This is a genomic window from Ornithinimicrobium sp. F0845 (genome assembly GCF_023015765.1).
GTDB lineage: Bacteria > Actinomycetota > Actinomycetes > Actinomycetales > Dermatophilaceae > Ornithinicoccus.
On the sequence record NZ_JALKAL010000018.1, the window covers coordinates 67,558 to 91,399 of the forward strand.

At 70.9% G+C, this 23,842-nt stretch carries 25 protein-coding genes and 2 tRNA genes; 11 read left to right on the forward strand and 16 right to left on the reverse strand.

Annotated features, from left to right (window positions below; all coding sequences use genetic code 11):
• Nucleotides 1–25 precede the first annotated feature (25 nt).
• Together fabF and MWU75_RS18435 are read left to right on the forward strand one after the other, a co-directional pair.
• The gene (gene fabF / locus MWU75_RS18430; RefSeq protein WP_247093700.1) at nucleotides 26–1,276 is read left to right on the forward strand and encodes a beta-ketoacyl-ACP synthase II; all 1,251 of its coding nucleotides are present in this window, start codon (nucleotides 26–28) and stop codon (nucleotides 1,274–1,276) included.
• Between the two features lie 88 nt (nucleotides 1,277–1,364).
• Nucleotides 1,365–2,495: a glycosyltransferase gene (locus MWU75_RS18435; protein WP_247093702.1), complete on the forward strand. Its 1,131-nt coding sequence runs from the start codon at nucleotides 1,365–1,367 to the stop codon at nucleotides 2,493–2,495.
• A 79-nt stretch (nucleotides 2,496–2,574) separates the two neighbouring features.
• Here MWU75_RS18435 and MWU75_RS18440 read toward each other — a convergent pair whose 3' ends face one another.
• The 3 genes from MWU75_RS18440 to MWU75_RS18450 form a co-directional block, all read right to left on the reverse strand.
• Nucleotides 2,575–3,090, reverse strand: coding sequence for a DUF3145 domain-containing protein (locus MWU75_RS18440; protein WP_247093705.1), 516 nt, complete (start codon nucleotides 3,088–3,090; stop codon nucleotides 2,575–2,577).
• 166 nt (nucleotides 3,091–3,256) lie between these two features.
• Nucleotides 3,257–4,414, reverse strand: a complete 1,158-nt coding sequence (locus MWU75_RS18445) for a hypothetical protein (protein ID WP_247093707.1) — start codon at nucleotides 4,412–4,414, stop codon at nucleotides 3,257–3,259.
• A 192-nt stretch (nucleotides 4,415–4,606) separates the two neighbouring features.
• Nucleotides 4,607–4,683: transfer RNA gene (locus MWU75_RS18450), tRNA-Ile, on the reverse strand.
• A gap of 171 nt (nucleotides 4,684–4,854) precedes the next feature.
• On the opposite strand from MWU75_RS18450, the gene MWU75_RS18455 reads away from it, so the two are divergent.
• The 4 genes from MWU75_RS18455 (at nucleotide 4,855) to MWU75_RS18470 (ending at nucleotide 8,130) form a co-directional block, all read left to right on the forward strand.
• Entirely contained in the window at nucleotides 4,855–5,583 is a 729-nt protein-coding gene (locus MWU75_RS18455) for an amino acid ABC transporter ATP-binding protein (RefSeq protein ID WP_247093754.1), read from the forward strand.
• 27 nt (nucleotides 5,584–5,610) lie between these two features.
• Nucleotides 5,611–6,465, forward strand: coding sequence for a glutamate ABC transporter substrate-binding protein (locus MWU75_RS18460; RefSeq protein ID WP_247093709.1), 855 nt, complete (start codon nucleotides 5,611–5,613; stop codon nucleotides 6,463–6,465).
• 88 nt (nucleotides 6,466–6,553) lie between these two features.
• Entirely contained in the window at nucleotides 6,554–7,234 is a 681-nt protein-coding gene (locus MWU75_RS18465; RefSeq protein ID WP_247093711.1) for an amino acid ABC transporter permease, read from the forward strand.
• Nucleotides 7,231–8,130: an amino acid ABC transporter permease gene (locus MWU75_RS18470; RefSeq protein WP_247093713.1), complete on the forward strand. Its 900-nt coding sequence runs from the start codon at nucleotides 7,231–7,233 to the stop codon at nucleotides 8,128–8,130. Before MWU75_RS18465 ends, MWU75_RS18470 begins: the two co-directional genes overlap by 4 nt.
• A gap of 98 nt (nucleotides 8,131–8,228) precedes the next feature.
• Here the strand turns inward: MWU75_RS18470 and MWU75_RS18475 are convergent, their stop codons facing one another.
• The 5 genes from MWU75_RS18475 to MWU75_RS18495 form a co-directional block, all read right to left on the reverse strand.
• Entirely contained in the window at nucleotides 8,229–8,588 is a 360-nt protein-coding gene (locus MWU75_RS18475; RefSeq protein ID WP_247093715.1) for a Fic family protein, read from the reverse strand.
• Nucleotides 8,589–8,961: 373 nt separating this feature from the next.
• Nucleotides 8,962–9,034, reverse strand: a tRNA-Asn gene (locus tag MWU75_RS18480).
• Nucleotides 9,035–9,074: 40 nt separating this feature from the next.
• The gene (locus tag MWU75_RS18485; RefSeq protein WP_247093717.1) at nucleotides 9,075–9,608 is read right to left on the reverse strand and encodes a hypothetical protein; all 534 of its coding nucleotides are present in this window, start codon (nucleotides 9,606–9,608) and stop codon (nucleotides 9,075–9,077) included.
• A 4-nt stretch (nucleotides 9,609–9,612) separates the two neighbouring features.
• The gene (gene dnaG, locus MWU75_RS18490) at nucleotides 9,613–11,538 is read right to left on the reverse strand and encodes a DNA primase (protein ID WP_247093719.1); all 1,926 of its coding nucleotides are present in this window, start codon (nucleotides 11,536–11,538) and stop codon (nucleotides 9,613–9,615) included.
• Nucleotides 11,539–11,610: 72 nt separating this feature from the next.
• Nucleotides 11,611–12,645 carry an alpha/beta hydrolase gene (locus MWU75_RS18495; RefSeq protein WP_247093720.1) on the reverse strand — a complete coding sequence of 345 codons (1,035 nt, stop codon included), beginning with the start codon at nucleotides 12,643–12,645 and terminating at the stop codon, nucleotides 11,611–11,613.
• Between the two features lie 38 nt (nucleotides 12,646–12,683).
• Between MWU75_RS18495 and ligD the strand changes: the two genes are divergently transcribed.
• Entirely contained in the window at nucleotides 12,684–13,649 is a 966-nt protein-coding gene (ligD, locus tag MWU75_RS18500) for a non-homologous end-joining DNA ligase (protein WP_247093722.1), read from the forward strand.
• 51 nt (nucleotides 13,650–13,700) lie between these two features.
• Here the strand turns inward: ligD and MWU75_RS18505 are convergent, their stop codons facing one another.
• The 7 genes from MWU75_RS18505 to MWU75_RS18535 form a co-directional block, all read right to left on the reverse strand.
• A complete protein-coding gene (locus MWU75_RS18505; RefSeq protein WP_247093724.1) occupies nucleotides 13,701–14,264 on the reverse strand; it encodes a hypothetical protein in 564 nt (187 codons plus the stop codon).
• Between the two features lie 147 nt (nucleotides 14,265–14,411).
• A complete protein-coding gene (locus tag MWU75_RS18510; protein ID WP_247093726.1) occupies nucleotides 14,412–14,870 on the reverse strand; it encodes a hypothetical protein in 459 nt (152 codons plus the stop codon).
• A complete protein-coding gene (locus tag MWU75_RS18515; RefSeq protein ID WP_247093728.1) occupies nucleotides 14,857–15,213 on the reverse strand; it encodes a sigma factor in 357 nt (118 codons plus the stop codon). Before MWU75_RS18515 ends, MWU75_RS18510 begins: the two co-directional genes overlap by 14 nt.
• A gap of 215 nt (nucleotides 15,214–15,428) precedes the next feature.
• Complete coding sequence (locus MWU75_RS18520; RefSeq protein WP_247093730.1) at nucleotides 15,429–15,728, reverse strand: hypothetical protein; 300 nt, start codon at nucleotides 15,726–15,728, stop codon at nucleotides 15,429–15,431.
• Nucleotides 15,729–15,913: 185 nt separating this feature from the next.
• On the reverse strand, nucleotides 15,914–17,167 hold the full coding sequence (locus MWU75_RS18525; RefSeq protein ID WP_247093732.1) for a deoxyguanosinetriphosphate triphosphohydrolase: 1,254 nt from the start codon (nucleotides 17,165–17,167) through the stop codon (nucleotides 15,914–15,916).
• Nucleotides 17,168–17,217: 50 nt separating this feature from the next.
• Nucleotides 17,218–17,877, reverse strand: coding sequence for a response regulator transcription factor (locus MWU75_RS18530; protein WP_247093734.1), 660 nt, complete (start codon nucleotides 17,875–17,877; stop codon nucleotides 17,218–17,220).
• Between the two features lie 5 nt (nucleotides 17,878–17,882).
• A complete protein-coding gene (locus MWU75_RS18535) occupies nucleotides 17,883–19,226 on the reverse strand; it encodes a histidine kinase (protein WP_247093736.1) in 1,344 nt (447 codons plus the stop codon).
• A gap of 164 nt (nucleotides 19,227–19,390) precedes the next feature.
• Between MWU75_RS18535 and MWU75_RS18540 the strand changes: the two genes are divergently transcribed.
• Nucleotides 19,391–20,662 carry an alpha/beta-hydrolase family protein gene (locus MWU75_RS18540; RefSeq protein WP_247093738.1) on the forward strand — a complete coding sequence of 424 codons (1,272 nt, stop codon included), beginning with the start codon at nucleotides 19,391–19,393 and terminating at the stop codon, nucleotides 20,660–20,662.
• 50 nt (nucleotides 20,663–20,712) lie between these two features.
• On the opposite strand, the gene MWU75_RS18545 is transcribed toward MWU75_RS18540, so the two are convergent.
• Nucleotides 20,713–21,285, reverse strand: coding sequence for a hypothetical protein (locus MWU75_RS18545; protein WP_247093740.1), 573 nt, complete (start codon nucleotides 21,283–21,285; stop codon nucleotides 20,713–20,715).
• Nucleotides 21,286–21,319: 34 nt separating this feature from the next.
• Here MWU75_RS18545 and MWU75_RS18550 point away from each other — a divergent pair, with 34 nt between their 5' ends.
• The 3 genes from MWU75_RS18550 to MWU75_RS18560 form a co-directional block, all read left to right on the forward strand.
• Entirely contained in the window at nucleotides 21,320–21,589 is a 270-nt protein-coding gene (locus MWU75_RS18550) for a DUF2277 domain-containing protein (protein WP_247093742.1), read from the forward strand.
• A gap of 66 nt (nucleotides 21,590–21,655) precedes the next feature.
• On the forward strand, nucleotides 21,656–22,519 hold the full coding sequence (locus MWU75_RS18555; RefSeq protein WP_247093744.1) for a sulfurtransferase: 864 nt from the start codon (nucleotides 21,656–21,658) through the stop codon (nucleotides 22,517–22,519).
• A 103-nt stretch (nucleotides 22,520–22,622) separates the two neighbouring features.
• Nucleotides 22,623–23,842, forward strand: a 1,220-nt coding sequence (locus MWU75_RS18560; protein WP_247093746.1) for a DUF222 domain-containing protein, incomplete at its 3' end; no start/stop codon positions are given.

A 23,842-nucleotide genomic window follows, 5' to 3' on the forward strand; every position in this document is an offset into this window, starting at 1 on the left:
CACGCACCCCACCCAGGAGCAGCAGATGTCCGCGAACCCCCAGCGACGGGTCGTCGTCACCGGTCTGGGAACCACCAGCCCCGTCGGTGGCAACGTCGAGGAGACGTGGCAGGCCATCCAGGCCGGCACCTCCGGAGTCCGCACCCTCGAGCAGGACTGGGTGGCCGAGCACGAGCTGCCGGTGACCTTCGCCGCGAGCGTGCACACCTCGCCCGAGGAGGTCCTGCCCAAGGTGGAGGTGCGGCGCAACGACCCGGCGGGTCAGTACGCCCTCATCGCCTCCCGCGAGGCGTGGGCCCACGCCGGCTCACCCGAGGTCGAGCCCGAGCGGCTGGGCGTCGCGATCGGCTCCGGCATCGGCGGGGTCTGGACGCTGCTGGACCAGTGGGACAACCTGCGCACGCGCGGCCCCCGCCGGGTCTTCCCGCTGACCGTGCCGATGCTCATGCCCAACGGTCCCGCGGCCGCGGTCTCGCTCGACCTCACCGCGCGGGCCGGCGCCCACACCCCGGTGAGCGCCTGCGCCTCCGGCGCCGAGGGCATCGGCCTGGCGCTCAACATGATCCGTGCCGGACGGGCCGACGTGATGGTCGCCGGCGGCACCGAGGCCGCCGTGCACCCCCTGCCCATCGCCGCCTTCGCCGCGATGACCGCGCTGTCCAAGCGCAATGACGACCCGGCCGGAGCCTCCCGGCCCTACGACGTCTCCCGCGACGGCTTCGTGCTCGGTGAGGGCGCGGCCGTGCTGGTCCTCGAGGCCGAGGAGCACGCCAAGGCCCGGGGCGCGACGATCTACGGCGAGGTCGCGGGGGTCGGCAGCTCGGCGGACGCCTACCACATCACGGCAGGCGAGCCGGAGGGCGCCGGGGCCGCCCGGGCCATGCTCGAGGCCGTGGAGAACGCCGGCCTGAGCACCAACGACATTATCCACGTCAACGCCCACGCCACGTCCACCCCGGTCGGCGATGCCGCGGAGGCGAAGGCGATCGCGCGCGCCTTCGGGTCGCACAGCTCGGAGATGCCGGTCACCGCCACCAAGTCGATGACCGGTCACCTGCTGGGCGCCGCGGGAGCGATCGAGGCCGTGCTGACCGTCCTGACGCTGCACCACCGCTCCATCCCGGCCACGATCAACCTGACCGAGCAGGACCCGGAGATCCCGGTCGACGTCGTCACGGGCGGCAGCCGGGAGCTCCCGGCCGGCGACCTCGCGGCGCTCAGCAACAGCTTCGGGTTCGGTGGCGCGAACGTGGCGCTGACCTTCCGCAGCGCCTGACGAGGAAGTCCGCGACTGCCTCCGCCGTGAGGCGCAGACCAACCCTCGTCACGGCATACTGCTGCGACCGGGGTAGCGTCGTCCCCCTATGCACATTCTCCGGGTCGCGAACTTCGTCAGCCCCACCTCCGGCGGGATCAAGACCGCGCTCCGGCACTGGGGCGAGGTCTATCGCGACCGCGGGCACCGGGTATCGCTCATCATCCCCGCCTCCAAGGGCGAGGAGCCGGTCACCGAGGAGTCACAGGGCACGGTCTACCGGGTGCCGGCCACGCCGATCCCGAGGACCGGCTACTCCCTGATGTGGGGTCGAGCCGGGCTCCGGCGCCTGATGGAGCAGCTCGCCCCGGACACGATCGAGGTCTCCGACCGCTCGACCCTGCGGTGGCTGGGTCGCTGGGCCCGCCGTCGTGGCGTCGGCAGCATCATGATCAGCCACGAGAACATGACCGGGATCATGGTCCGGCGCACCCCCGTGCCCGACGTGCCGGCGGTGTGGGCGGCCGACTTCGTCAACACCCGCAGCGCCCACGACTACGACGAGATCGTGTGCCCGAGCCGGTTCGCGGCCGAGGAGTTCCATCGACTGGGCATCCCGGCCAGGGTGGTGGAGCTCGGCGTCGACCTGGAGGTCTTCCACCCCGACGACACCCATGAGCGCCTCACGCCGGACGGGCGGCGCCGCTCGGGCGAGACGCTGCACATCATCCACTGCGGGCGCCTGGCGCCGGAGAAGAACCCGCAGCTGTCCATCGAGACGCTGCGTGCCCTGGTGGAGCGCGGGGTCGACGCGCACCTCACCGTCCTCGGCCAGGGCCCGCTGCGCAGCGCGCTCATGGAGCGTGCGGACGACCTGCCGGTGACCTTCCACTCCTACATCCACGGCCGCACCGAGCTGGCGACCGTGATGCGCCGCGCCGACGTCGCCATCGCCCCGGGGCCGCTGGAGACGTTCGGGCTCGCGGCGCTCGAGGCGCTGGCCTGCGGAGTTCCGACCGTCTGCCCGGACGAGGGTGCCCTGGCCGAGGTGGTGCGCGACGGCGGCATCGCGGCCCCGTCGGACCCTGCGTTGTTCGCGGACGCCGTGCTCGAGCTGAGTCAGCGGGAGGGCGCGCGGGAGCGGGCGCGAGTCCAGGCCGAGACCTTCAACTGGGAGCACTCCTCGGATCGGATGCTGGCCATCCACGAGGAGGTCCGGGCGCGCGCGTCCAGGAGGTGACACGCGCACTGCTGGGCAGTATGTCGACAGGCACGGGCCGCATCAGCCGCGCCTCGGCATACTGCCGGGAGAGGTCAGGTCAGCTGACCTTGTGCAGCCACTTCACCGGAGCGCCCTCGCCGGCGTGGCGGAAGTCCTCCAGCTCGGCGTCCCAGGCCGAGCCCAGGGCACGGTCCAGCTCCGCGGTCAGCACCGCCATGTTGCCGCTGGACTCCTCCACGATGCTGCGGATCCGGTCCTCGTTGACGACGACGTCACCGTTGGCGGACAGCCGGCTGTGGTGGATGCCCAATTCGGGCGTGTGGGTCCAGCGGGCGGCGTCGCACCCGCGGCTGGCTTCCTCGACGACCTCGTAGCGCAGGCCGTCCCAGCCGCGCATGGCGCTGGCAAGGTATGCCCCGGTGCCGGCGTCGCCGGTCCAGGAGAACTCGGCCCGCATGGTGCCGGGCTGGGCCGGCTGCGGGACCCAGTCGAGGGACACCCTGGTGTCGAGGACCCCCTCGAGCGCCCAGGTGATGTGCGGGCACAACGCAGTGGGGGTGGAGTGAATGAACACCACCCCGCGCGTCACGATACGCGGCGTCACAGCAGACATCCGGAACCTCCTGTGTGGTGCGAGGGACGTCTTCCCCAACGGCCTGCACACCACACGCGATCGGGTGTCGCATCGCGTGACGCGACCCATTGTGCTCTCTTGTCACACGAGTATCAAGTGTCCCGGCGTGCCGCGGTCAGCGACACGCCGCTGGTGGCCGTCTCGCTCAGCCCAGCGGGCCACGCAGCTGGGCCACGGCGAGGGAGTTCCACAGCTCGTGCGACACCTCGTCGTCACGGACCGCGAGCACCGTGCCGCCCTGGCGGAGCACGCGCACAGCCAGCTGGGAGAGCAGGTCGTAGGCCGTGGCGCCGTCCGGGAGGAACCGCTCGCCGTCGGCCACCCGCTCCAGGGCACCGCTGACCTCGTCGATGCGCCCGTAGACGTCGACGGTGAAATTGAACAGCAGCGTGTCCACCAGTCCGCGCGTGGCGGCCTTGGAGATGTCCACCAGGTCGGTGGCGACCAGTCCGCTGGAGACCGTGTCGGCGATCCGTGCCATGCGGGTGTTCACCCGCTCGGCGAAGTGGCGGTCCAGGCCCTGGCGCACCTGGTCGTCCAGCTGGTCGGCCCCGACACGTTCGGCAGCACCCTGGACCTGGATGACCTCGCGGTCGAACCGGTCGGTGAACTGGCTGAGCAGCGGCTCGGCCGCGAAGAGGAAGAACGGAGTGTCGGCCCGGACACGACGCCGGTTCAGCTCGGTGGTGACAGCCTCGGCCACGCGGTGCGCGTACTTGTCGAGCAGGGCCTTCTTGCCCTCGTCCCCGACGAGGCCGCGGTTCTTGTCGCGGCCCCGGATCGTCTCGCGGTTGGTGGCGTCCGCGGCGTCCGTGGGGTAGTCACCCTCCAGCTCCAGCGGCGCGATCCGCGCGTCGGCGGTGGCGTGCCACAGCTGCCAGCTGTTGGCGGAGAGGGTCAGCGCGTAGGCCTCGTGCGGGTAGGTCACCGAGCGGAGCAGCTGTCCGAGGTCAAAGTGGTCGGACAGCTGCGACTGCGGCTCCAGCTTGTTGGGGAGCACGAAGACCTCGTTGACCTCCGGCGCCAGGAAGATGGCGAGCGAGGATGACAGCTTGCCCCACAGCTCGCTGTCCTCGTCGACGGCCTGCCACTGCCTGCGCAGCGACTCGATCAGGCCGTGCGTGGCACCGTCCTCCTTGAGGCGCCGCGCGGCCTCGTCGAAGGCGCTCTTGACGGTCGCCTGCGCGACGTTCCGCTCCTGTGGGCTCGGGGAGGTCGGCAGGTAGATGGAGAGGGCGTGCTCCGTCCGCGCACTCAGCAGGTCGAGGTCGTCGGATGTTGGCAGTTCGTGGTGCGTGGTCATGCGACAGTCCTTCTCTGAGATGACCGTCTGGGCCCCGCCGCAGATGTCCGAGCGGGGCCACGCGGCCAGCGGTCCGGATGATTCGTCAGCCTAGTGACCCGCGCGGCGGGTGGACCAGTCGGGGTGCGCCCGAGGTCCGGCCGGGATCGGGCACCGGCGGGCGCGCCACGAATGCGTGAACTGCGGGAGCGTTGGTGGGCCAGCAGGGGCTTGAACCCTGGACCGACGGATTATGAGTCCGTTGCTCTAACCGGCTGAGCTACTGGCCCCGTGCGCGGTCGATCCTAACGCGAGCGCGCCGCGCAGCCGGTCGAGGCTGGGCGTTAGGACTCGATTCGGTTACGGCTGCGTGTATTTGCTACGCGTCTGGGGCCCGGATAAGTAGGGTGCCTGCCATGAGCGAAGACGCCACGGGTTTCCCCGAGCCCTCCACCGAGCCTCTGGTGGTGCTCGAGAACGTCAACAAGCACTTCGGTGACCTGCACGTTCTCCAGGACATCAACCTGACGGTCCACCGCGGCGAGGTCGTTGTCGTGATCGGGCCGTCCGGCTCGGGCAAGTCGACCTTGTGCCGCACCATCAACCGCCTGGAGACCTACGAGTCAGGCTCGATCACCATCGGCGGTGAGACCCTGCCACAGGAGGGCAAGGCGCTCGCCCGGCTCCGCGCCGACGTCGGCATGGTCTTCCAGTCCTTCAACCTGTTTTCGCACAAGACGATCCTCGAGAACGTCACGATGGGCCCCACCAAGGTCCGCGGCGTCAAGAGCGCCGCCGCCAAAAAGCGAGCCATGGAGCTGCTGGAGAGAGTGGGTGTCGCCCACCAGGCCGCGAAATATCCTGCCCAGCTCTCCGGTGGTCAGCAGCAGCGCGTGGCGATCGCCAGATCACTGGCCATGGAGCCGACCGTCATGCTCTTCGACGAGCCGACCTCGGCCCTGGACCCCGAGATGATCAACGAGGTGCTCGACGTGATGGTCGAGCTGGCCAAGTCCGGCATGACGATGATCGTCGTCACCCACGAGATGGGCTTCGCCCGCAAGGCCGCAGACCGCGTTGTCTTCATGTCCGACGGCGCGATCCTCGAGGAGAACACCCCCGAGGAGTTCTTCACCAACCCCCAGACAGATCGCGCCAAGGACTTCCTCGGCAAGATCCTGACCCACTGACGCAACACCTACTAAGGAGACGACAGCATGAAGCGCAATCCCTTCCGCCTCATGGCCGTGCTTGCGGCCGGAGCCCTCATCCTCAGCGCCTGTGGCAGTGACGATGGTGGCGACGACGACGGTGGCACGACGGCCGAGGCCGGCGGTGGCGGCGACGGCCTGAAGATCGGCATCAAGTTCGACCAGCCGGGTCTGGGGCTGAAGGACGGCGACAACTACGTCGGCATGGACGTCGACGTGGCCCGCGCCGTGGCCGAGAAGATGGGCTACTCCGAGGACGACATCGAGTTCGTGGAGTCCCCGTCCGCCCAGCGCGAGACCATGCTGCAGGCCGGACAGGTCGACATGATCTTCGCCACCTACTCGATCACCGACTCCCGCAAGGAGTCCGTGCAGTTCGCGGGTCCCTACTTCGTCGCCGGTCAGGACCTCCTGGTCGCCCAGGACAGCGACATCGCCGGCCCGGACGACCTGGACGGCAAGATCCTGTGCTCGGTCACCGGCTCGACCTCCGCCGAGAACGTCAAGGAGGAGGTCCCCGGCGTGCAGTTGCAGGAGTACGGCACCTACTCCGAGTGCGTCGAGCAGCTTGCCAACGGCACGATCGACGCCGTGACCACCGACGACGTGATCCTGGCCGGCTTCGCGGCCCAGGACGCCTTCGCGGGCAAGCTCAAGGTGGTCGGTGCGCCGTTCAGCGAGGAGCTCTACGGCGTCGGCCTCAACCAGGAGGACGACCGCTGCGAGGAGGTCAACGAGGCCCTCACCGCCCTCTGGGAGGACGGCACGATGGACCAGATCATCGAGGACAACGTCGGCGCCGCCGGCTACACCCCGAACCCCGAGACCAACCCGGCCGAAGCGGGCGGGCACTGCGCCTGATCGGATGACCGACCGGCATACTCTCTCGCTCTTCTAGGGAGTATGCCGGTCGCACCGGTTCACCGACCACGTCACCTACGGGAGTCCCATGACTGAGCTGATCGAGGAGTATCAACTCCTGGCGGCGTTCTGGATGACCATCAAGCTGACCGCCTACTCCGCCGTCATCTCGTTGGTCCTCGGCACCATCCTGGCGATCATGCGGGTGTCGCCCGTGCGGATCTTCGAGTGGGTCGGCACCACCTATGTGACGCTGCTCCGCAACACGCCCCTGACCCTGATCGTGCTGTTCTGCAGCCTCGGGCTGTGGGGTCAGCTGGGCATCGAGCTCGCCTCCCGCGAGTCCGACACCTTCATCGTCGACAACGGCTTCCGGCTGGCGGTGCTCGGTCTGAGCGTCTATCACGCGGCGTTCGTCTGCGAGGCGCTGCGCAGCGGCGTCAACACCATCCCCCTCGGACAGGCCGAGGCGGCCCGTTCCATCGGACTCACCTTCAGCCAGAGCATGACCCAGGTCATCCTGCCGCAGGCCTTCCGCGGGGCGATCACCCCGCTGGGCAACGTGTTGATCGCACTGACCAAGAACACCACTGTCGTCGCGGCCATCGGCGTTGCGGAGACGGCCTACCGGATGAAGGCCATCGCCGAGTTCGAGCCGGCCCTGCTGATGCTCGGGTTCGCGGTCGTGGCGCTCGGCTTCGTCATCCTGACCCTCCCGATGGGCATGCTGACCAGCTACCTGTCCGCACGACTGGCGGTGAAGCGATGAGCGACACGACCCGCGTCCTGTTCGACGCACCAGGCCCGAAGGCGCGGATGCGGTATCGCATCATGGCCGTCATCGGGGCCCTGATCATCCTCGGCGTGCTCTATGTGGTCTACGGGCGCCTCGACGAGAAGGGCCAGCTGACCGCAGCGCGCTGGGACTGGATCCTGACGTCCAACGCGTGGACCAACTACCTGTGGCCCGGCATCTGGGACACGCTGCGGGCCGCCGCGATCTCGATCGTGCTCTCGATGGTCCTGGCACTGGCTCTGGCGATGGCCAGGATGTCCGACCTGGCACCACTGCGGTGGCTGGCCGGCATCGTCGTGGAGTTCTTCCGCGCCGTCCCGGTGCTGATCATGATGCTGTTCGCGTTCTGGTTCCTCGTGCACCGCGGATGGTTCCCCGACTCCATCAACCCGCTCATCGGTGTGGTCTTCGGCCTGACGATGTATAACTCGGCGGTCCTGTGCGAGGTGATCCGCAATGGCGTCGCCTCGCTGCCGGCGGGGCAGCGCGAGGCGGGACTGTCGATTGGCCTCTCCCCGTCCCAGGTGCGCCGGTCGATCCTGATCCCGCAGTCCCTGACGGCGATGCTCCCGACACTGGTCAGCCAGATCATCGTGATCACCAAGGACACCGCGCTGGGTTATCTCATCCTCTACCCCGAGCTGGTCACCCGTGCGCGCCAGCTGGGGTCGGCCGAGTCCGCAACCCTGCCCGCGTATGTCGTGGCGGCCGTGCTCTTCATCCTCCTCAATTACGGCCTCAGCAAGGTCGCCGAGGCTGTCGAGAACCGACAGCGCCGACGGGCGAGGTCCGCAGGAAAGGTGGGCGACGCGGACGCACCTCCCCCGGTGGCTCCGATTCCGGTTGGCCTGGGTGGCGGCGGGGGCTGACCCACACACCGGGCCACACACCGAGGACGACCCGGATCTCGCCACGAGATCCGGGTCGTCGTGGGACGCACGCTAGTGCCGCGAGCCATTAACTCGAACTAGTGCCACTTGGCCAAGTGGCGAGTTGCCACCTGGTGGTCCGCCGTGCGGCTGGCGACGGCGATGACCAGGTCGTACGCGTTGTCGTCGGGTGCCCGAAGATCGATGCCGTTGAGGCCGTAGAACACGACTACCGCGAGCCATCCCAGCCGTTTGTTGCCATCGACGAGCGGGTGGTTGACGACGATGGACTCCAGGAGCGCGCCGGCCTTGGCATCGATGTCCGGATAGGCGTCACGTCCGAAGACGCTGGCGCTGGGGCGGTGGGCAGCGGAGTCCAGCAGGCCAAGGTCCTGAATCGGCCCCACGCCCAGGTCCGCGGCCAGGGCGATCAGGTCCTCCGTGGTCAGATACTCCAAGCGTCAGCGTCCGAGACGCTCGAGCAGGTCGGCGTACCGCTCTCGCCCGCGTGCGGACAGCTCGCGGACACGGTCCTCGTGTCCGCGCCGCGCGGCCGCCTCCCGGATCGCCCGCGCGTGCGCCGCGGTGACGCGCTCGCCTCTGGTGCACTATTCGGACCCTTCAGGGGCACCGATGGACACGCGTGCGGAGGGTTCGGCAGGCGCCGGCCCCGCGCCTTGAGCCCCTGGCGTGCCCAGACGCGACCGAGAGGGGTCAGAGGCAGCTCCTCGGTCGACAGGCAACCAGCTGCGAACGATGGATAGTCGCTGCACTCGAAAGGAGAAGACCCCCAAACTTGCGTTTCCGCAGTTCAGGGGCCTTTTCACGGTGCTCCCCCGGTTGGACTCGAACCAACAACCTGCCGGTTAACAGCCGGCTGCTCTGCCAATTGAGCTACAGGGGAAGGTGCCACACCCCCAAAGGGGCAGCGAGGAGAGACTCTATCACGCACCGACCGGTGGTAAGCCACTCTGGTCGCGCAGTGTGGCGCGTGCCACGGCGACCTCATCGGCCAGCTCGGTGTCGTCCGACCGCACCCCCCTGCCGGGTACCACCTGTTCGCGGAGCTCGCGCGTCGCGAGGTCCTTGCGGATCGCGACGCGGGTCTTGCGGCCGGGCCCGAGGTCGACCTCGCGCACGAGCACGACGCTCGCCTGGACGCGGTCCCGGAATGTGTCGGTGAACAGGCGTGCTCCGCTCCCGGTGAACTTCCACCGCGCCGGCACGCCCTCCCCCACCCAGGTGACACGCAGCACGTCGGACTCGGGGTCCCAGGCGCCGGCCTCGACCGCCAGCCACGGGTTGGAGAGTATGACGTCGCCCCCCTCCGCCACGACGCTTACCTGGGTGCGAGCGGCCAGGACCCAGTCACCGGTGAGCTCGTCCCGGGCGGCGGCGACGAGGCGGTCGCCGTCGGGCACCCCGGCCTTGAGCACCGCCTCCGGTGGCCTCGCGGATGCGCGGCGTCCCCAGACCATCGACTCACTCCATCTGGGCACGCAACCGTGCCCGCTCGCGATACAGCACGGACAGCTCCTCGGCCAGCGCCCGTTCCTGGTGACTGCCCGGCTCGGCCCGCTGCAGGGCGCTCAGTGCGTCGGCGATGCGCCCGGCGACACCGGCCTCGACCACGCGGCTCACCAGGGAGTCGACATACCGCCGCGGCGGCAGCCCGCTGGCCGGCTCCAGGGTCACCGGCAGCGCGGCGACCGCCATCTCGTGGACCAGCGGCCGCGCCTCCTCGCGCGTCGCGCTGGACACGGCGGCGGCCCACCCCTGGCTGCTGAGGGTCCGCGCGGTCGCCAGCCCGCCCCCGGCTCGCACGCCCTCGAGAACCGCCCGGTGGGCCGGTGCACGGAACCCCTCCGTCGGGATCTCGGCGACGACCTGGTCGTCCAGGGTCGTGGGGTACTGCAGCACCACCTGGAGCAGCTGCCGCTCGGCGGCGACCAGCGGGTCCCGCAGGTCGGGCGCGGGCAGCACCGGCACCTGCGGTGGCGCCTCCCCCTGCGACGGTCCGGCGGAGGGCTGTGGCGGACGATGGGGGGAGCGCTGGGGTGCCCGGCCGGCCCGGGCCACCTCGGCCCCCACCCGCTCGACCGGCATCCCGAGCCATCCGGCGACCGTCCGGACATACTCGGGCCGCAGCGCCGAGTCGCGGATGCCCGCCAGGATCGGCGCGGCAGCCCGCATCGCCGAGACGCGCTCCTCTGCACGGTTCAGGTCGTAGGGAGCGATCGTGGAGCGGACCGCGAACTCGAAGAGCGGCACGGCGCCCTCGACAAGCTCGCGGACCGGCTCATCACCACCGGACAGGCGCAGGTCGTTGGGGTCCTGGCCGGCCGGGGCGACCGCGACGTAGGACTGGCTCGCCCAGCGCTGGTCCTCGGCGAAGGCCCGCATCGCGGCCTTCTGACCGGCGGCGTCACCGTCGAAGGTGAAGACCACGCGGGCCGGGGACAGGCCGGGCTCGTCGCGCAGGATGCGTCGCAGCATCTTGATGTGGTCGACGCCGAAGGCCGTCCCACACGTGGCGACAGCGGTGTCGACCCCGGCCAGGTGACAGGCCATCACATCGGTGTAGCCCTCCACCACCACCGCGCGGCGCTGCTCAGCCATCGACTTCTTGGCCAGGTCGAGCCCATAGAGGACGGAGGTCTTGCGGTAGATCGGCGTCTCTGAGGTGTTGAGGTACTTCGCCTGGATCCGGTCCTCGTCGAAGATCCGCCGTGCCCCGAAGCCGACCGTGTCGCCGGTGATGTCGCGGATCGGCCAGAGCACCCGGCCGCGGAACCGGTCATAGAGCCCCCGGCTCCCCCGCCCGGAGAGACCACTGATCACCAGCTCGTCGTCGGTGAACTCCTTGGCCCGCAGGTGCCGGGTCAGCGCCTCGCCCGACTGGGGCGCGTAGCCGACCTGGAAGATGGCCGCATCGTCCAGCCCGAACCCCTTGGCGGCCAGGAAGTCGCGGGCGGTCTGCCCCTCCGGGCTCTCGGCGAACGCGCTCGCATAGAACTCCGCGGCCGCCCGGTGTGCCTCAACCAGCCGCGCCCGTCGCCCGAGCCCACCCTCGCCGTCGCGACGACCACGCCCGCCGGTGCTCTCGTCATACCGCAGCTCCATGCCGAGCTTGCCGGCGAGCCGCTCGACCGACTCCGCGAAGGTCAGGTGGTCGATCTTCATGACGAAGGAGATGACGTCTCCGCCCTCGCCACAGCCGAAGCAGTGCCAGGCGCCGACGGCCGGCCGCACGTTGAACGACGGGGTCTTCTCGTCGTGGAACGGGCAGAGCCCCTTGAGGGACCCGGTGCCGCCGGGGCGCAGGGTGACGTGCTCGCGCACGACGTCCTCGATGGAGGTGCGCTCCTTGACGGCCTGCACGTCCTCCGGCCTGATCAGTCCGGCCACCGACCCTCCTTCCCGGTTGCCGTGAGTCTAGGCCGTCACGGTGTCACGCAGACCGGGTCTTCCCCAACCCGCTCAGACCAGGAAGCTGCGCACGTCGGCCACGAAACGCTCCGGGTGCTCCAGGTGCGGGCTGTGACCGCAGTCCTCGTAGACGATCTCGGTGAAGTCGCCCGCCGCCTCCAGGACCGAGCGCAGCTGGCTGACCATCGGCTGGGTCGGGCAGACGTCCTCGCCGGGATAGCCGGGGACCGCGCCGAGCTTGCCGAGCTGGGCGAGGTCGAACATCGAGGTGTCGGAGACGATCTGGTCGTCGGCGCCGCGGATCCACAGCACGGGCGGGGCCGGGTCCAGGTCGGCGAAGGCGCGCTGGTTGAGGTACTTGGGCGACAGGGCGTTGTTCATGCCCGTGGTGCCCGGGGCGAGTCCCGGCCAGTTCTCCGACGTCGTGCTGTCGCCGGGGTAGACGTCGTCGCCGACGGAGGTGTCCAGCATCCCGTCGAGGTAGCGCTGCTCGACCTCGGCGTCGAAGGTGAAGCCCGGCTTGACGTAAAAGGCGCGCAGGGTCGTGATCGGGCTGGTGGGCTCCTCGCCCCGGTCCCCCGCGGCGAGCCGCTGGCAGAAGTCTGGGTTGGCCGTGCCGCCACCGGAGCCGGCGAAGTCCTCCGCCGTCGGGGCCCCGTCCAGGCCGTGGGTGCCGCCGAAGCCGTAGGGCGACCCTCCGGCCTCGAGAATCAGGCTGCGGACCCGCCCGGGGTGGTCGATCGCCAACTGCAGGACGATGTTGCCGCCCGCGGACCAGCCGAGCAGGTCGACGGGTGCCGTGATCTCCAGGGCGTCCAGGAGCGCCGCGAGGTCGTCGGAGAAGTCGGCCACGCCGCGGGTCGCGTCGATCGTACGGCGCTCCGACCCGCCATAGCCGCGGTAGTCGGGGGCGATGACCCGGAAGGTGTCAGACAGCTCCTCGATAAGCGCGTCAAAGAACACCGATGAGCTCACGTTGCCGTGCACCAACACGAGGACGGGCGCCGAGGGGTCACCCGCCTCGCGCACGAAGGTGTTGAGCCGGTCCGTCTGCACCATGCGGGTGCGCACCCCAGAGGTCGTCATGGGCCGATCATGACAGACCGCAGTGACATGATCGGGGCATGGCCGCGTCGAAGTCACCCGCGATCGAGCTTGAGGTCGGCGAGCGCACCGTGCGCATCTCCAACCCCGACCGCGTCTACTTCCCCGAGGGCGGGCACACCAAGCTCGACCTGGCCAACTACTACCTGTCGGTGGGCGACGGCATCGTCAACGCCCTGCGGGAGCGCCCTTGCATGCTGCACCGCTTCCCGGAGGGCATCGAGGGTGAGAAGGTCCACCAGAAGCGGCTCCCCCACGGGGCGCCAGAGTGGGTCGAGACCGCCCACGTCACCTTCCCCCGGTGGAACCGCACCGCCAACGAGCTGTGCGTCACCGAGCTGGCCAGCGTGATCTGGGCGGTCCAGATGTCGACCGTGGAGTTCCACCCCTGGAACAGCCGCCGCGCCGACGTGGAGCGCCCGGACGAGTGGCGCATCGACCTCGACCCGGGCGAGGAGTGCGACTTCGCGACCGTCAAGCGGGTGGCGGGCGTCGCGCAGGAGGTGCTCGACGAGCTCGGGGCCACCGGCTGGCCCAAAACCACCGGCAGCAAGGGGCTGCACATCTACGTGCGGGTCCCCCCGGACCACGGCTTCCAGGACGTCCGCCGCGCCGCCCTCGCGTTCGCGCGCGAGGTCGAGCGCCGCACCGACGACGCGACGACCACCTGGTGGCGCAAGGACCGCGACCCCACGCAGGTCTTCGTCGACTACAACCAGAACGCGAGAGACCACACCATCGCCGCGGCATACTCCGTCCGCGGACGTCCCGACGCGAGGGTCAGTGCCCCGCTCACCTGGGACGAGGTGCCCGACGCCGACCCCGCGGACTTCACGATCGTGACGATGCCGGACCGCTATGCCGAGCTCGGCGACCTGCACGCGGGCATCGACGACGCGGTCTATGACATCGCCCCGCTGCTGGAGTGGGCCGATCGGGACGAGGCGCAGGGTGCCGAGCCCGTCCCGGATCCCGACGAGGACTGACCGGGAGTATGCCGAGGGGCCGGGTTCCCGCACCAGTCGCCCCCCGGGGGGTCAGTCCTGCACGCTGTCGCGGTCCGGCAGCACCAGCCGGGCCACGAGCAGGTCCTCGCCGACCAGCGTGAACTGCGCGGGGTTCAGGAGCGCCTCCGCCAGCACGGGCGAGGCCGTCTCCGCGCCGGGACACCGGGCGCCGGTCTCCACGACGGTCTCGACGCCCTCGGGAGGCACCGTGCCACCGACGGCATCCACGCCCTGGGTCCGCACGCTGACCAGGTCGCAGCCGTCGTAGGCGAGGACGAGCAAGTCGGGGAAGTCGTCCGCCCAGCGCAGGCCCAGCAGGGACGGGTCGTCCATCAGATCGGCGAGCACGCCGCCGCCGTCCACCCACTCCAGCAGCGTCCAACGGGTCGCGGCGAGCTCCTCGTTGCTCGGGGCGCGCTCCGGCCGCGAGGTGTCGACGGCGTCCGGGTCCGCCCCGACCCGGATGAAGTCGAGCCGAGCCGTGCCGACGCCGCTCACGGGAGGTGGCTGCTCGACGCCGGCCCACGAGGTGTCGACCGAGAGCAGCAGCCAGTCGTCGCCGAGCTGGTGGAGCGAGCCGCCGTGGCTGAGCACGTCGATCCAGAAGTCCTCGGCGGTCTGGGCCGGCTCGAGACAGCCCTGGTCGTCCGTGCCCAGGTCCCCCGGGGGGAAGAGCCCGGCGTCGGTGAGTGTCAGCCCCTCCTGGAACCAGCCGCCCCCGCAGTCGTCGGCGCCGAAGCCCTAGCCCTGGGCCGGGAGGTCCTGCCCGGCGAAGGAGAACGTGGTCTCCGCAGCGGAGCCGACCACCTCCACGGAGGTCTGGTCGCTCCCCCAGATCTCCTGGCGCAGCGCCCAGTCGGTCCCCACGAGATCCTCCGGGGAGGGCACGACCAGACCGTCGAGGTCCTCGGGCAGGTCCGCAGGAGCATCCGGTGCGGCCAGCACGAAGGTCGTGAACCCCGCGGGCAGCGTCGCCACCCCCACCTGTCGGGACCCGTCCGAGCCACCGAGCACCGTCTGCCACACGAGGCCGCCGACCGCCGTGAGCGCCACCACGCCCAGGGCGCTGGCACCCACCCGCGTGCGGGTCCGCCGCTGCCGTCCCCTGGCCCAGGTGTCGTCCGGCTGGAGCACCCGGCCCCGACCGCCGCCGGAGGCCTCCTCGAGCAGCACCCGCAGGTCGTCATCACGGTCGCGCATCGCCATCCCTCCTCGTCCTGGCCGACGGCCTCGCGAGCCGCCAGCTGCGAGCGCATCCGCCCACCGCCTGGTGGCAGAGGTCAAGACCGCGGTCCGGCACCGTCTCAGAGATCACCTCGTGGCGTCTGCGCCGCCACCACGAGACCCGCTGCCGGGCGAGCACCGTGCGCACGAAGGCGTCCGGGTGCTCGACCTTCTCCCATTTCTCCGCGAGGGCCACGAACGCTTCCTGGAGCAGGTCCTCGCCCTGGTCCGGGTCACCGCACAGCAGCACCGCCACGCGACGCAGGCGCGCCTGGCGCGACAGCACGAACTCGCTGTAGGCGGGGTCGGTCGTCACCACGGCCGCCCTCCTCTCGTGCCTCGCGCCGGTGCTCTTCCCCACTCTGTCGTCCCGGACACGCAAAAGGTTCAGTCTGCGTCACGACGCGCGGCAGTATGCCGTGCGCGCGCCTCCCCCGACCAGTGTCAGACGGTCCCGGGCCACCACTCGGATCCGGAGACGACGCAGCCCCCGGCGCGGTGCGCCAGGGGCTGTGCTTCGTCAGAGGGAACTGCTCAGCAGTTCTCCTCCTCCCAGGTGGTGAGGTTCTCGACCGCCGTGTTGACCGCGTCGACGTCGATGCTCGCCGGGTCCTCCTCGACCAGCCTCAGCTGCTCGATGATCACGTCGACATCGTCACGCACCTCGTCCGGCGCCTGGTCGGCGATACCCTCGAGGGCCTCCTGCATCGCGGCCGGGTCGCTGGTGTCGATGTCCTGCGGCGCGGCCTCACAGAAGTCGTCGCTGCCACCGCACGCGGTCAGGGCCGGCACCATCAAGGCAGCCGCCACGACACCAGTCATCACTCGCTTCATACTTTCCTCCCAGTCGAGCCGGTGCGGCGACGAACTGCCCCCTGGGGCACCGACTTCCGGCGAACAGCCTAGTCGAGACCTGAGGCTGCGATGGACACGGGATGGGTGTTCGCCTGCGGTGTTGGTCACGTTCGCCGCCAGAGGACCGCCGTCGAGACGAGGACGGCGCCGGTGTGGGGCAGCTGCTAGGACGCGAGGGATGCGTGCACCATGAGGGCACGCACGTCCGAGAGCGAGGCGACCTGGTCCACCACGGCGCGCAGCTCCGCAGCGTCGTCACCGCTCCGGCGGGCGGCCTCCCTGGTGTGGCGGTGCAGTGGGTCCATCGCCTCTGGCCGGTCCAGGAAGTGGCGCACGAGGTCACCCACGACCTCGCGCTGGCGGTCCATCAGGTCGATGCGCTCGTCACTGCGCATGACGTAGTGCGCGGCGACAGCCTTGAGCACCGCGGTCTCCGCCCGCACCGGATCCGGCACCACCAGGTCGGCGGCATAGCGGGTGAGCACGCCCTCACCGTGGCGCTCCCGCGTGCTCTGCTCGACCGTGCGCACGAAGCGCCCGATGAGCCGGCTCGTCATGTCCTTGAGCGCGGCGAGGTCGGCCCGGCTGCCGTCGTGGGACGCCGGGACCCATCCGGAGCCGAGGAGCCGCTGCAGCGCCTCGGTCAGCGCGTCGCCGCTGAGGTCCGGGGCGTAGGACTCCCGGGCGACGACGAGCACGGCCTCCTGCTCGACGCTCGACCGCAGCGCGGCCGGGTCGACCCGGCCGGAGGCGATGCCGTCCTCCACGTCGTGCACGCAGTACGCGACGTCGTCGGCCCAGTCCATGACCTGGGCCTCCAGGCACCGACGCCCCGGCTCGGGCGGCGCCCCCTCACGCAACCACGCGAAGACCTCGGCATCGTCGGGATACACCCCGAACTTGTGGGTGGGAGTCGGTGCGGCACCGCGGGGCCAGGGGTACTTGGTGGCCGCGTCCAGGCTGGCGCGGGTCAGGTTCAGGCCCGCCGACCGGCCGTCGGCGTGGGAGCGCTTGGCCTCCAGCCGGGTCAGCACCCGCAGCGTCTGGGCGTTGCCCTCGAACCCACCGATGTCCGCGGCGATTGCGTCCAGCGCGGTCTCGCCGTTGTGCCCGAACGGCGGGTGGCCGATGTCGTGGGCGAGGCAGGCGGTGTCGACAAGGTCGGCCGAGCACCCGAGAGCGGCCCCGAACTCCCGGCCGATCTGGGCGACCTCCAGGGAGTGGGTCAGGCGGTTGCGGACGAAGTCGTCGGAGTCCGGGGACACGACCTGGGTGGTCGCGGACAGGCGCCGGAGCCCGGCGGAGTGGATGACGCGCCCCCGGTCCCGCGCGAAGTCGTCCCGGTCGAGTCGCTTCTGCGCCGGGTCCTCGGCCACCCACCGCTGACGGTCGTGCGCCGTGTAGCCATCTCCTCCCACAGTCCGCGAGCCTAATGGCAGGGCAGCCGGTCGCTAGCCCCGCCCGCCGGTCAGGTCCCCGGGCGGACCACGCCCGACTCGTAGGCGTAGACCACGGCCTGCGCCCGGTCGCGCAGCCCCAGCTTGCCGAGCACCTTGCCGACGTGCGTCTTGACCGTCTGCTCCGCCACGAAGAGCCGCTGCCCGATCTCGGCGTTGGACAGTCCGGCGGCGACCAGCTCCAGTACCTCCCGCTCGCGCGGTGTCAGCCTGGCCAGCTCGGCAGCTGGGCGCACGTCGGAGCGGCGGCGGGTCACCTCCTCGATGAGGCGTCGCGTCACCGACGGTGCCAGCAGCGCCTCCCCCGCGGCGACCAGCCGCACGGCCCGGATCAGCTCCTCCGCCGGGGCGTCCTTGAGCATGAAGCCGCTGGCTCCGATCCGCAGTGCCTCATAGACGTAGTCGTCGATGTCGAAGGTCGTCAGCATGAGGACCCGGGGTGCGGGGTCCAGGCGGCGGCGGAAGATCTCGGCTGCCGCGTCCAGACCGTTCATCTCCGGCATCCGGACGTCCATCAGCACCACGTCGGGCTGCAGCCGCACCACCTCGCGGACCGCGGCGGCCCCGTCCGGGGCGTCACCGACCACCTGGATGTCGGGCTGCGCGGCCAGCAGGGCCCCGAACCCCTGCCGCACCATGGCCTGGTCGTCGGCGATCAGCACGCTCACCATGGAAGTCACCCTACGGCCCGGGACGGGAGGACAGCGCTGACCACCCAGCTGCCGTCGCTCGCGGGACCGGCGCTCAACCGGCCGCTCACGGACGCGGCGCGTGCCGACATACCGGGTATGCCGTGTCCCCCGCTGCCCGAGGTGTCTCTCGGGTGTCCGTGGCCGGGTCCGCTGACGATCCGCACCCGCACCTCGGCCCCATAGTCGAGGTCGACCCGCACCCACGCGCCGGGTGCGTGGCGGGAGGCGTTGGCCAGCGACTCCTGCAGCACCCGGAAGAGGACCATCGCGGTCGCCGAGCCGGGCTCGGTCTCCCCCGTGACCGACCAGGTGAGGTCCACCCCCGCCTCGCTGGTGGACCGGAGCAGGCGCAGGACGTCCTCGGTCCCCGGCTGGGGCGCCTGCTCGGGCGCGTGGTCCTCGCTGCGCAGCACACCGAGCATGGCCCGCACCTCGTTGAGGGCCTCGCGCGCCTGGCCGGCGACCGACTCGAACTCGGCTGCGACCTCGGGGGTGACCCCACCCAGGCGGTACTGCGCCGACTGGGCCTGCACGACCACCATGGACATCCGGTGGGCGACCACGTCGTGCAGGTCGCGGGCGATCCGCGTCCGCTCCTCAGCGAGGACGGCCCTGGCCTGCTCGAGTTCGGCCCGGCGGGTCTGTTCCTCGGCCCGCCGCGCCTGCTCGGCGGCCTCCCGTCGCGAACGGAACAGGCCCCGCAGCAGCAGCCCGAGCCCCAGGAAGGCGGCGGCACCGAAGACCCAGCCCGGCGTCATACCGGAGGGCAGGTGGGCCAGGAAGAGGAAGGCGGTGCCCAGGAAGGTGAGCCCGACGCGTTCCGGGGTCTCGGTCACGCCCACCGCGATGAGCAGGGCGAGCAGCACGATGAAGGAACTGATCTGCCACGGGAAGCCCCCGGCCGTCGTGCTGACGTCGTTCGCCTGCGGAACCCCGAGGTCTGGACTGACCGACTCGACGGTTGGGCCGGTGCCCGGCGGCCGGGGCGGGAAGACCAGCGGGATGATGGCAGCCGGGATCACCCAGGTGACCCAGCCCAGGAAGGGCGCGACGCGGAGCCACAGCAGCGGCAGGACACCGAGCGCCGCGACCATCGGCCACAGGCTGTCCGGGACCTCGTGGGTCAGTCCCACGGTCGGCCAGGCGATGGCCATCATGATCGCGGTGGCGAGCCACACCAGGAGAGTCCCGTGACGGGTGACGAAGTCCAGCCCGCGGGCCCCGACCCAGCGGACCGGGCGCACGACCAGCCAGTTGACCGGGCGCACCGTCACCCAGCCGAGGGCACGGCCGAATCCACGCGCCCCGCGCGCCACGCGTCGTCTCATGGCTCGACGGTATCGGCGCGGGGCCCGCCGACCTGTCATACCCAGGAGTGAGTTCCGTGCCCACCGCGAGGGTGACCACGGTCCGCCATCGGCCCGGATCGTCGGCCGCAGGTTGGCTCCGACGGGTGACCCGGCGCGGTGCTGCGGATTCCTAGCGTCGAGGCATGTTCCCCAGGACCGCTCCCCCACCGCCTCGCACCGCAACGACCCTGACCGTCGGTGCGGCGGTCGCGCTGTCGATGGTGCCGTCGCTGCTCCCCCGCCCGGCGCTCGTCCAGGGCCTGCTGACCGGTGCCCTCGTGTTGATCGCGCTCGGCATCCTCGGGGTGGCGCGGCGCGTGCGTGTCCAGGGGGCGAGGCACGATGTGGCGCGACGCGTGCGAGCAACCCCAGAGTCCGCCGACCCGGGGCGCCGCGACTGGACGGCCCTCGCCGGCAGCACGATCGCCCTCGCGCTGCTCGCCTGGCTGACCCAGGCCCACCTGACCACGCAGGCCGCCGCGCTCGGCATGCCGGCCCTTCCCACGACATACTGGCTGGTCGCTGGTGTCTGTGCGCTGGCGGTGCTCGCTGGGGGCCTGGCTGTCGGCGTCGGTGGACGGCGTCTGGCGCGGGTCACCCGGCTCCGGGGGCCGGGCCCGCTGGCTGCTGCCCTCCTGGCCGGCGTCACCGTGACGACCGCGGCCTCGGCCCCCGCCGATCTGCTGGCGCCGCTGCGCAAGACGCTCGACGCCGACCACGTGATGCTCACCTCCTCGCCGCTGGGCGCGTCGCGCTCCTTCGTGCGGGTCACCGAGGCGGCCACGCCCGAGGAGGGTGCGGACCTGGCTGTCGAGCGGATGGTCGCGGACGGCGGGCTCGAGCGCGGGGCGATCGTCGTCGCGCTGCCCACCGGGAGCGGCTGGGTCAACGATGCGGCGGTCGAGGCCTTCGAGGCCCAGCTCGGTGGCGACGTCGCGGTGGTGTCGGCGCAGTACGGCGACCTGCCCAGCTGGTGGAGCTTCCTCATCGACCAGGAGCCGGCGATGCGGTCCGCGGAGACTCTGCTATCCGGGGTGATCGAGGAGGTGGACGCGCTGCCTGAGGCGGAGCAGCCGGATGTCTACCTGTTCGGGGAGTCCCTGGGCGCGCTGGCCGGCCAGGAGGCCCTCGCTGGCGTGGACCCGCAGGCAGTATGCGGTGTGGTCTGGTCGGGCGCTCCGGGCGGGGCCCTCTCGGGTCACCCGCGCGAGCGCAGTCTCCACAACGCCGACGACCCGGTCGCCCACCTGGCCGTCCGGACCGCGTGGCAGCGCCCGCAGGACTGGCCGACCACGTGGCTCCCGGGGCTGAGCTATGCGACCACAGCGCTTGATCTGCCGGCCTCGCTCGATCCGGGTCTGGGGCATGGCCACCGCTACGGTCCGGAACAGGACTGGTCCCTGCCCGAGTGCTGAACCGACCGCGAGGAACTGAGCCGACCGTCTCGGGGCGTACACCTCGCCCGTCAGTCGGGACGGTTGGTGCCCACCTCGACGCCGGTGTCCGCCGACCGGCGCCCGGTGATGAAGGCCATCGCCTGCCGGGCTCCCGCAGCAATCACCGGCATGAGCGGCCGCGGCGGCACGTCCCTGTAGCCACCCTTCTCGAGGTCGGCGCTGCGCTCGAAGAATGAGTAGGACGCACGGTCGCCGGTGCGCAGCCACGACCAGCCCATGGACGCGACGTATAGCGGCAGGAAGGGCAGTCCCAGGCAGGCCATCCACTGCCGGCTGTGCGCCTCCTCGTGCTCGAGCAGGTGTGGGCGGCGGGCGCAGAGATCGTCGATGTCGTGCCGGGTGATCACCACGTCGCCGACCGTGAAGGCACCGCCGGCCGGGAAGCGCCAGCGGTAGTGCTCGGCGAGGTAGAGCTTGCGGGGGCCGGACCGCACGTCCGCCCCGCCAGCACGGGCGACCCCCAGCCCGAGCAGGGTCGAGAGATTGACCCAGTTGGCTATGTGTCGGACCTTCACCGCGGTGGGCAGCAGCTCCGGCGGGGTCGGGGCCAGCGGGTGGGCTTCCTCCTGCGCGGGACTCATGGCGGACACGGTACCGCCGTGGGATCGTGGGGGCATGTGCCGCAACATCCGACCGCTCAACAACTTCGCGCCGCCCGCCACCCGGGACGAGGTGCAATCCGCCGCCCTGCAGTATGTCCGCAAGGTCAGCGGAGCCACCAAGCCGTCCCAGGCCAACCAGGAGGCGTTCGACCACGCCGTCGAGCACATCGCGCAGATCACCCAGGAGCTGCTGGACGCGCTGGTGACCAGCGCGCCGCCCAAGGACCGGGAGGTCGAGGCCGCCAAGGCACGGGCCCGCGCGGCGGCGCGGTTCGCCGGCTGAGCGGCAACCTGTGCCCGGCGCTTCGGCCCGGTTCGCGAACTGACCGGCAGGTCGTAGGCTCGGGCTGTGTCCGACCTGCTGATCGATCCCGCCGAACTCGCCGACCTGCTCGCGGCTGAGGACCCCGACGAGCGTCCGGTGCTGCTCGACATCCGGTGGAGTCTGGACGCCAGTCCTGGACAGAGTCGCGCCGAGTACCTTGCCGGGCACCTCCCAGGTGCCGCCTTCATATCCATGAAGCCCGGGCTGGCGAGCCAGCAGACCGAGGACGGGCGAGGCGGGCGCCACCCCATGCCACGGCTGGCCGACGCGCAGGAGGCTTTTCAGGCTGCCGGGGTCACCGACACCCGATCGGTGGTGGTCTACGACGCGGCCAACTCCCTCGGCGCGGCCCGCGCCTGGTGGCTGCTGAGCTACTACGGCAAGGACGACGTCCGGGTGCTCGACGGCGGGTATGCCGCATGGCTGGCCGCCGGCCTGCCGACGGAGACCAGTGAGCCCCAGATCGAGCGCGGTGACATCGTGCTCACCCCGGGCGGGCGCCGGCTCCTGGACGCCGACGGGGTCGAGCACTACCTGGACCGCCACCAGGTGGTCGACTCCCGTCCGGCCGACCGGTTCCGTGGGGAGAACGAGGTCATCGACCCCGTGGCCGGACACATCCCCGGGGCGATCAGCATCCCTGCGCTGAAGAACGTCGACGAGTCGGGCCGGTTTCTGCCCGCCGACGACCTCGAGCTGCGCTTCACCGCGCGCGGGATCCAGCCGGACAAGCGGACCGCGATCTACTGCGGCTCCGGCATCCAGGCCTGCCACATGGCGCTGGCCATGGAGGTTGCCGAGGTCGGCGTCTATGACCCGGCCGTGTACATCGGCTCGTGGAGCGACTGGATCACCGACCCCGAGCGCCCGATCGCCACCGGTCCCTGAGGCCAAACCACTCGGGCACGCTCCTCACGACTGGTTTCACACGTCGAATTTCAGCGTTTCGCCTGGTCAGGGCATTGTCGGTGGTGGCGTCTAGGTTTGTCGTATGGAGCAGCAGACGACTCTGGACAGCGGCCAACTGACCGCTGCAGAGGAAGCTGCGCTGACTGAGTCCGCCGCCACCAGTGGCCGGGTGCGCTACACCCCGCTGATCGGGACCGGGCCGTTGCGCGAAAGCAACGCCGGACCGTTGGTCCCGGACCTAGACCCAGAGATGGATCCGGCCCTGGGTGGTCCGGACGACACGGCAGGTGCCGGACAGGGCGCCCAGGACCAGGGTTTGCCGTTGACCTCCTCCGAGCATGAGGTGCCGGAGTTCCTGGCGGGGTCGGCGCACATGACTCAGATGTTGGCTGGGGAGTTCCCGTTGGCCTCGTTGCCGGAGGTCGCGTTGGGTGAGGTGGTGGGGGCGGCGCAGGCGTTGGTGCAGGCCGCGCAGTCGTTGATGACCGCGGCTACGCATGAGGCGGTCAGCCGGGGGCTGCCGGGCCAGTCCGGGCACAAGGTCGCGGACTGGATCACCACCTGGGCGCCCCGCATCGACCGTTCCGAGGCGCTGGCCACGGCCCGGGTCGCCGGGTCCTTGGATGATGAGCGGTTTGAGGCGTTGTCGGCGAAGGTGGTCGATGGGACCGCCCGGGTGGCCCGGGCGAATGTGATCGTGCGGATGACCCAGGACCTGACCCCGATCGCCACACCCGAGTCGTTGCAGGCGGTGACCGACCTGATGACCGATGTGGTGGAGAGCACCGGTGTGGCCGGGTTGTCCGAGATCGCCTCCCGCACCAAGGAGCAGCTGGTCGAGCCCGACGACGATGAGGACAATGACAACACCCAGGGGGCGCGGCGGTTGCTGCGCAAGATCGGGTCCGTCGCCGGCCTGGCCGAGTGGCAGCTGCTGCTGGACGCCGAGGGCGAGGCGATCCTGGAAGCGGCGCTGGACCCGTTGTCCAGGCCCCGGCCCGGGGCCGATGAGCACGGGGTGCGGCAGTTCGACCCGCGCACCGCGGCACAGCGCCGGGCCGATGCGCTGGTGGAGATCATCGGCCGGGGCGTGGCAGCCCCCGAGGGCACCCCGGTGACCGAGAAGGCCAAGATCCAGGTCACCATCAACCACGACGCCCTGGCCGGGAAGGTTCCCGGCGGTGGGCGGACCGGCACCGGGCAGCACCTGTCGGCCGGGACCATCCGCCGGCTGGCCTGCGACGCGCAGATCATCCCGATCGTCCTCGGCGGGCCCTCCGAGGCCCTGGACGTGGGCGCCAC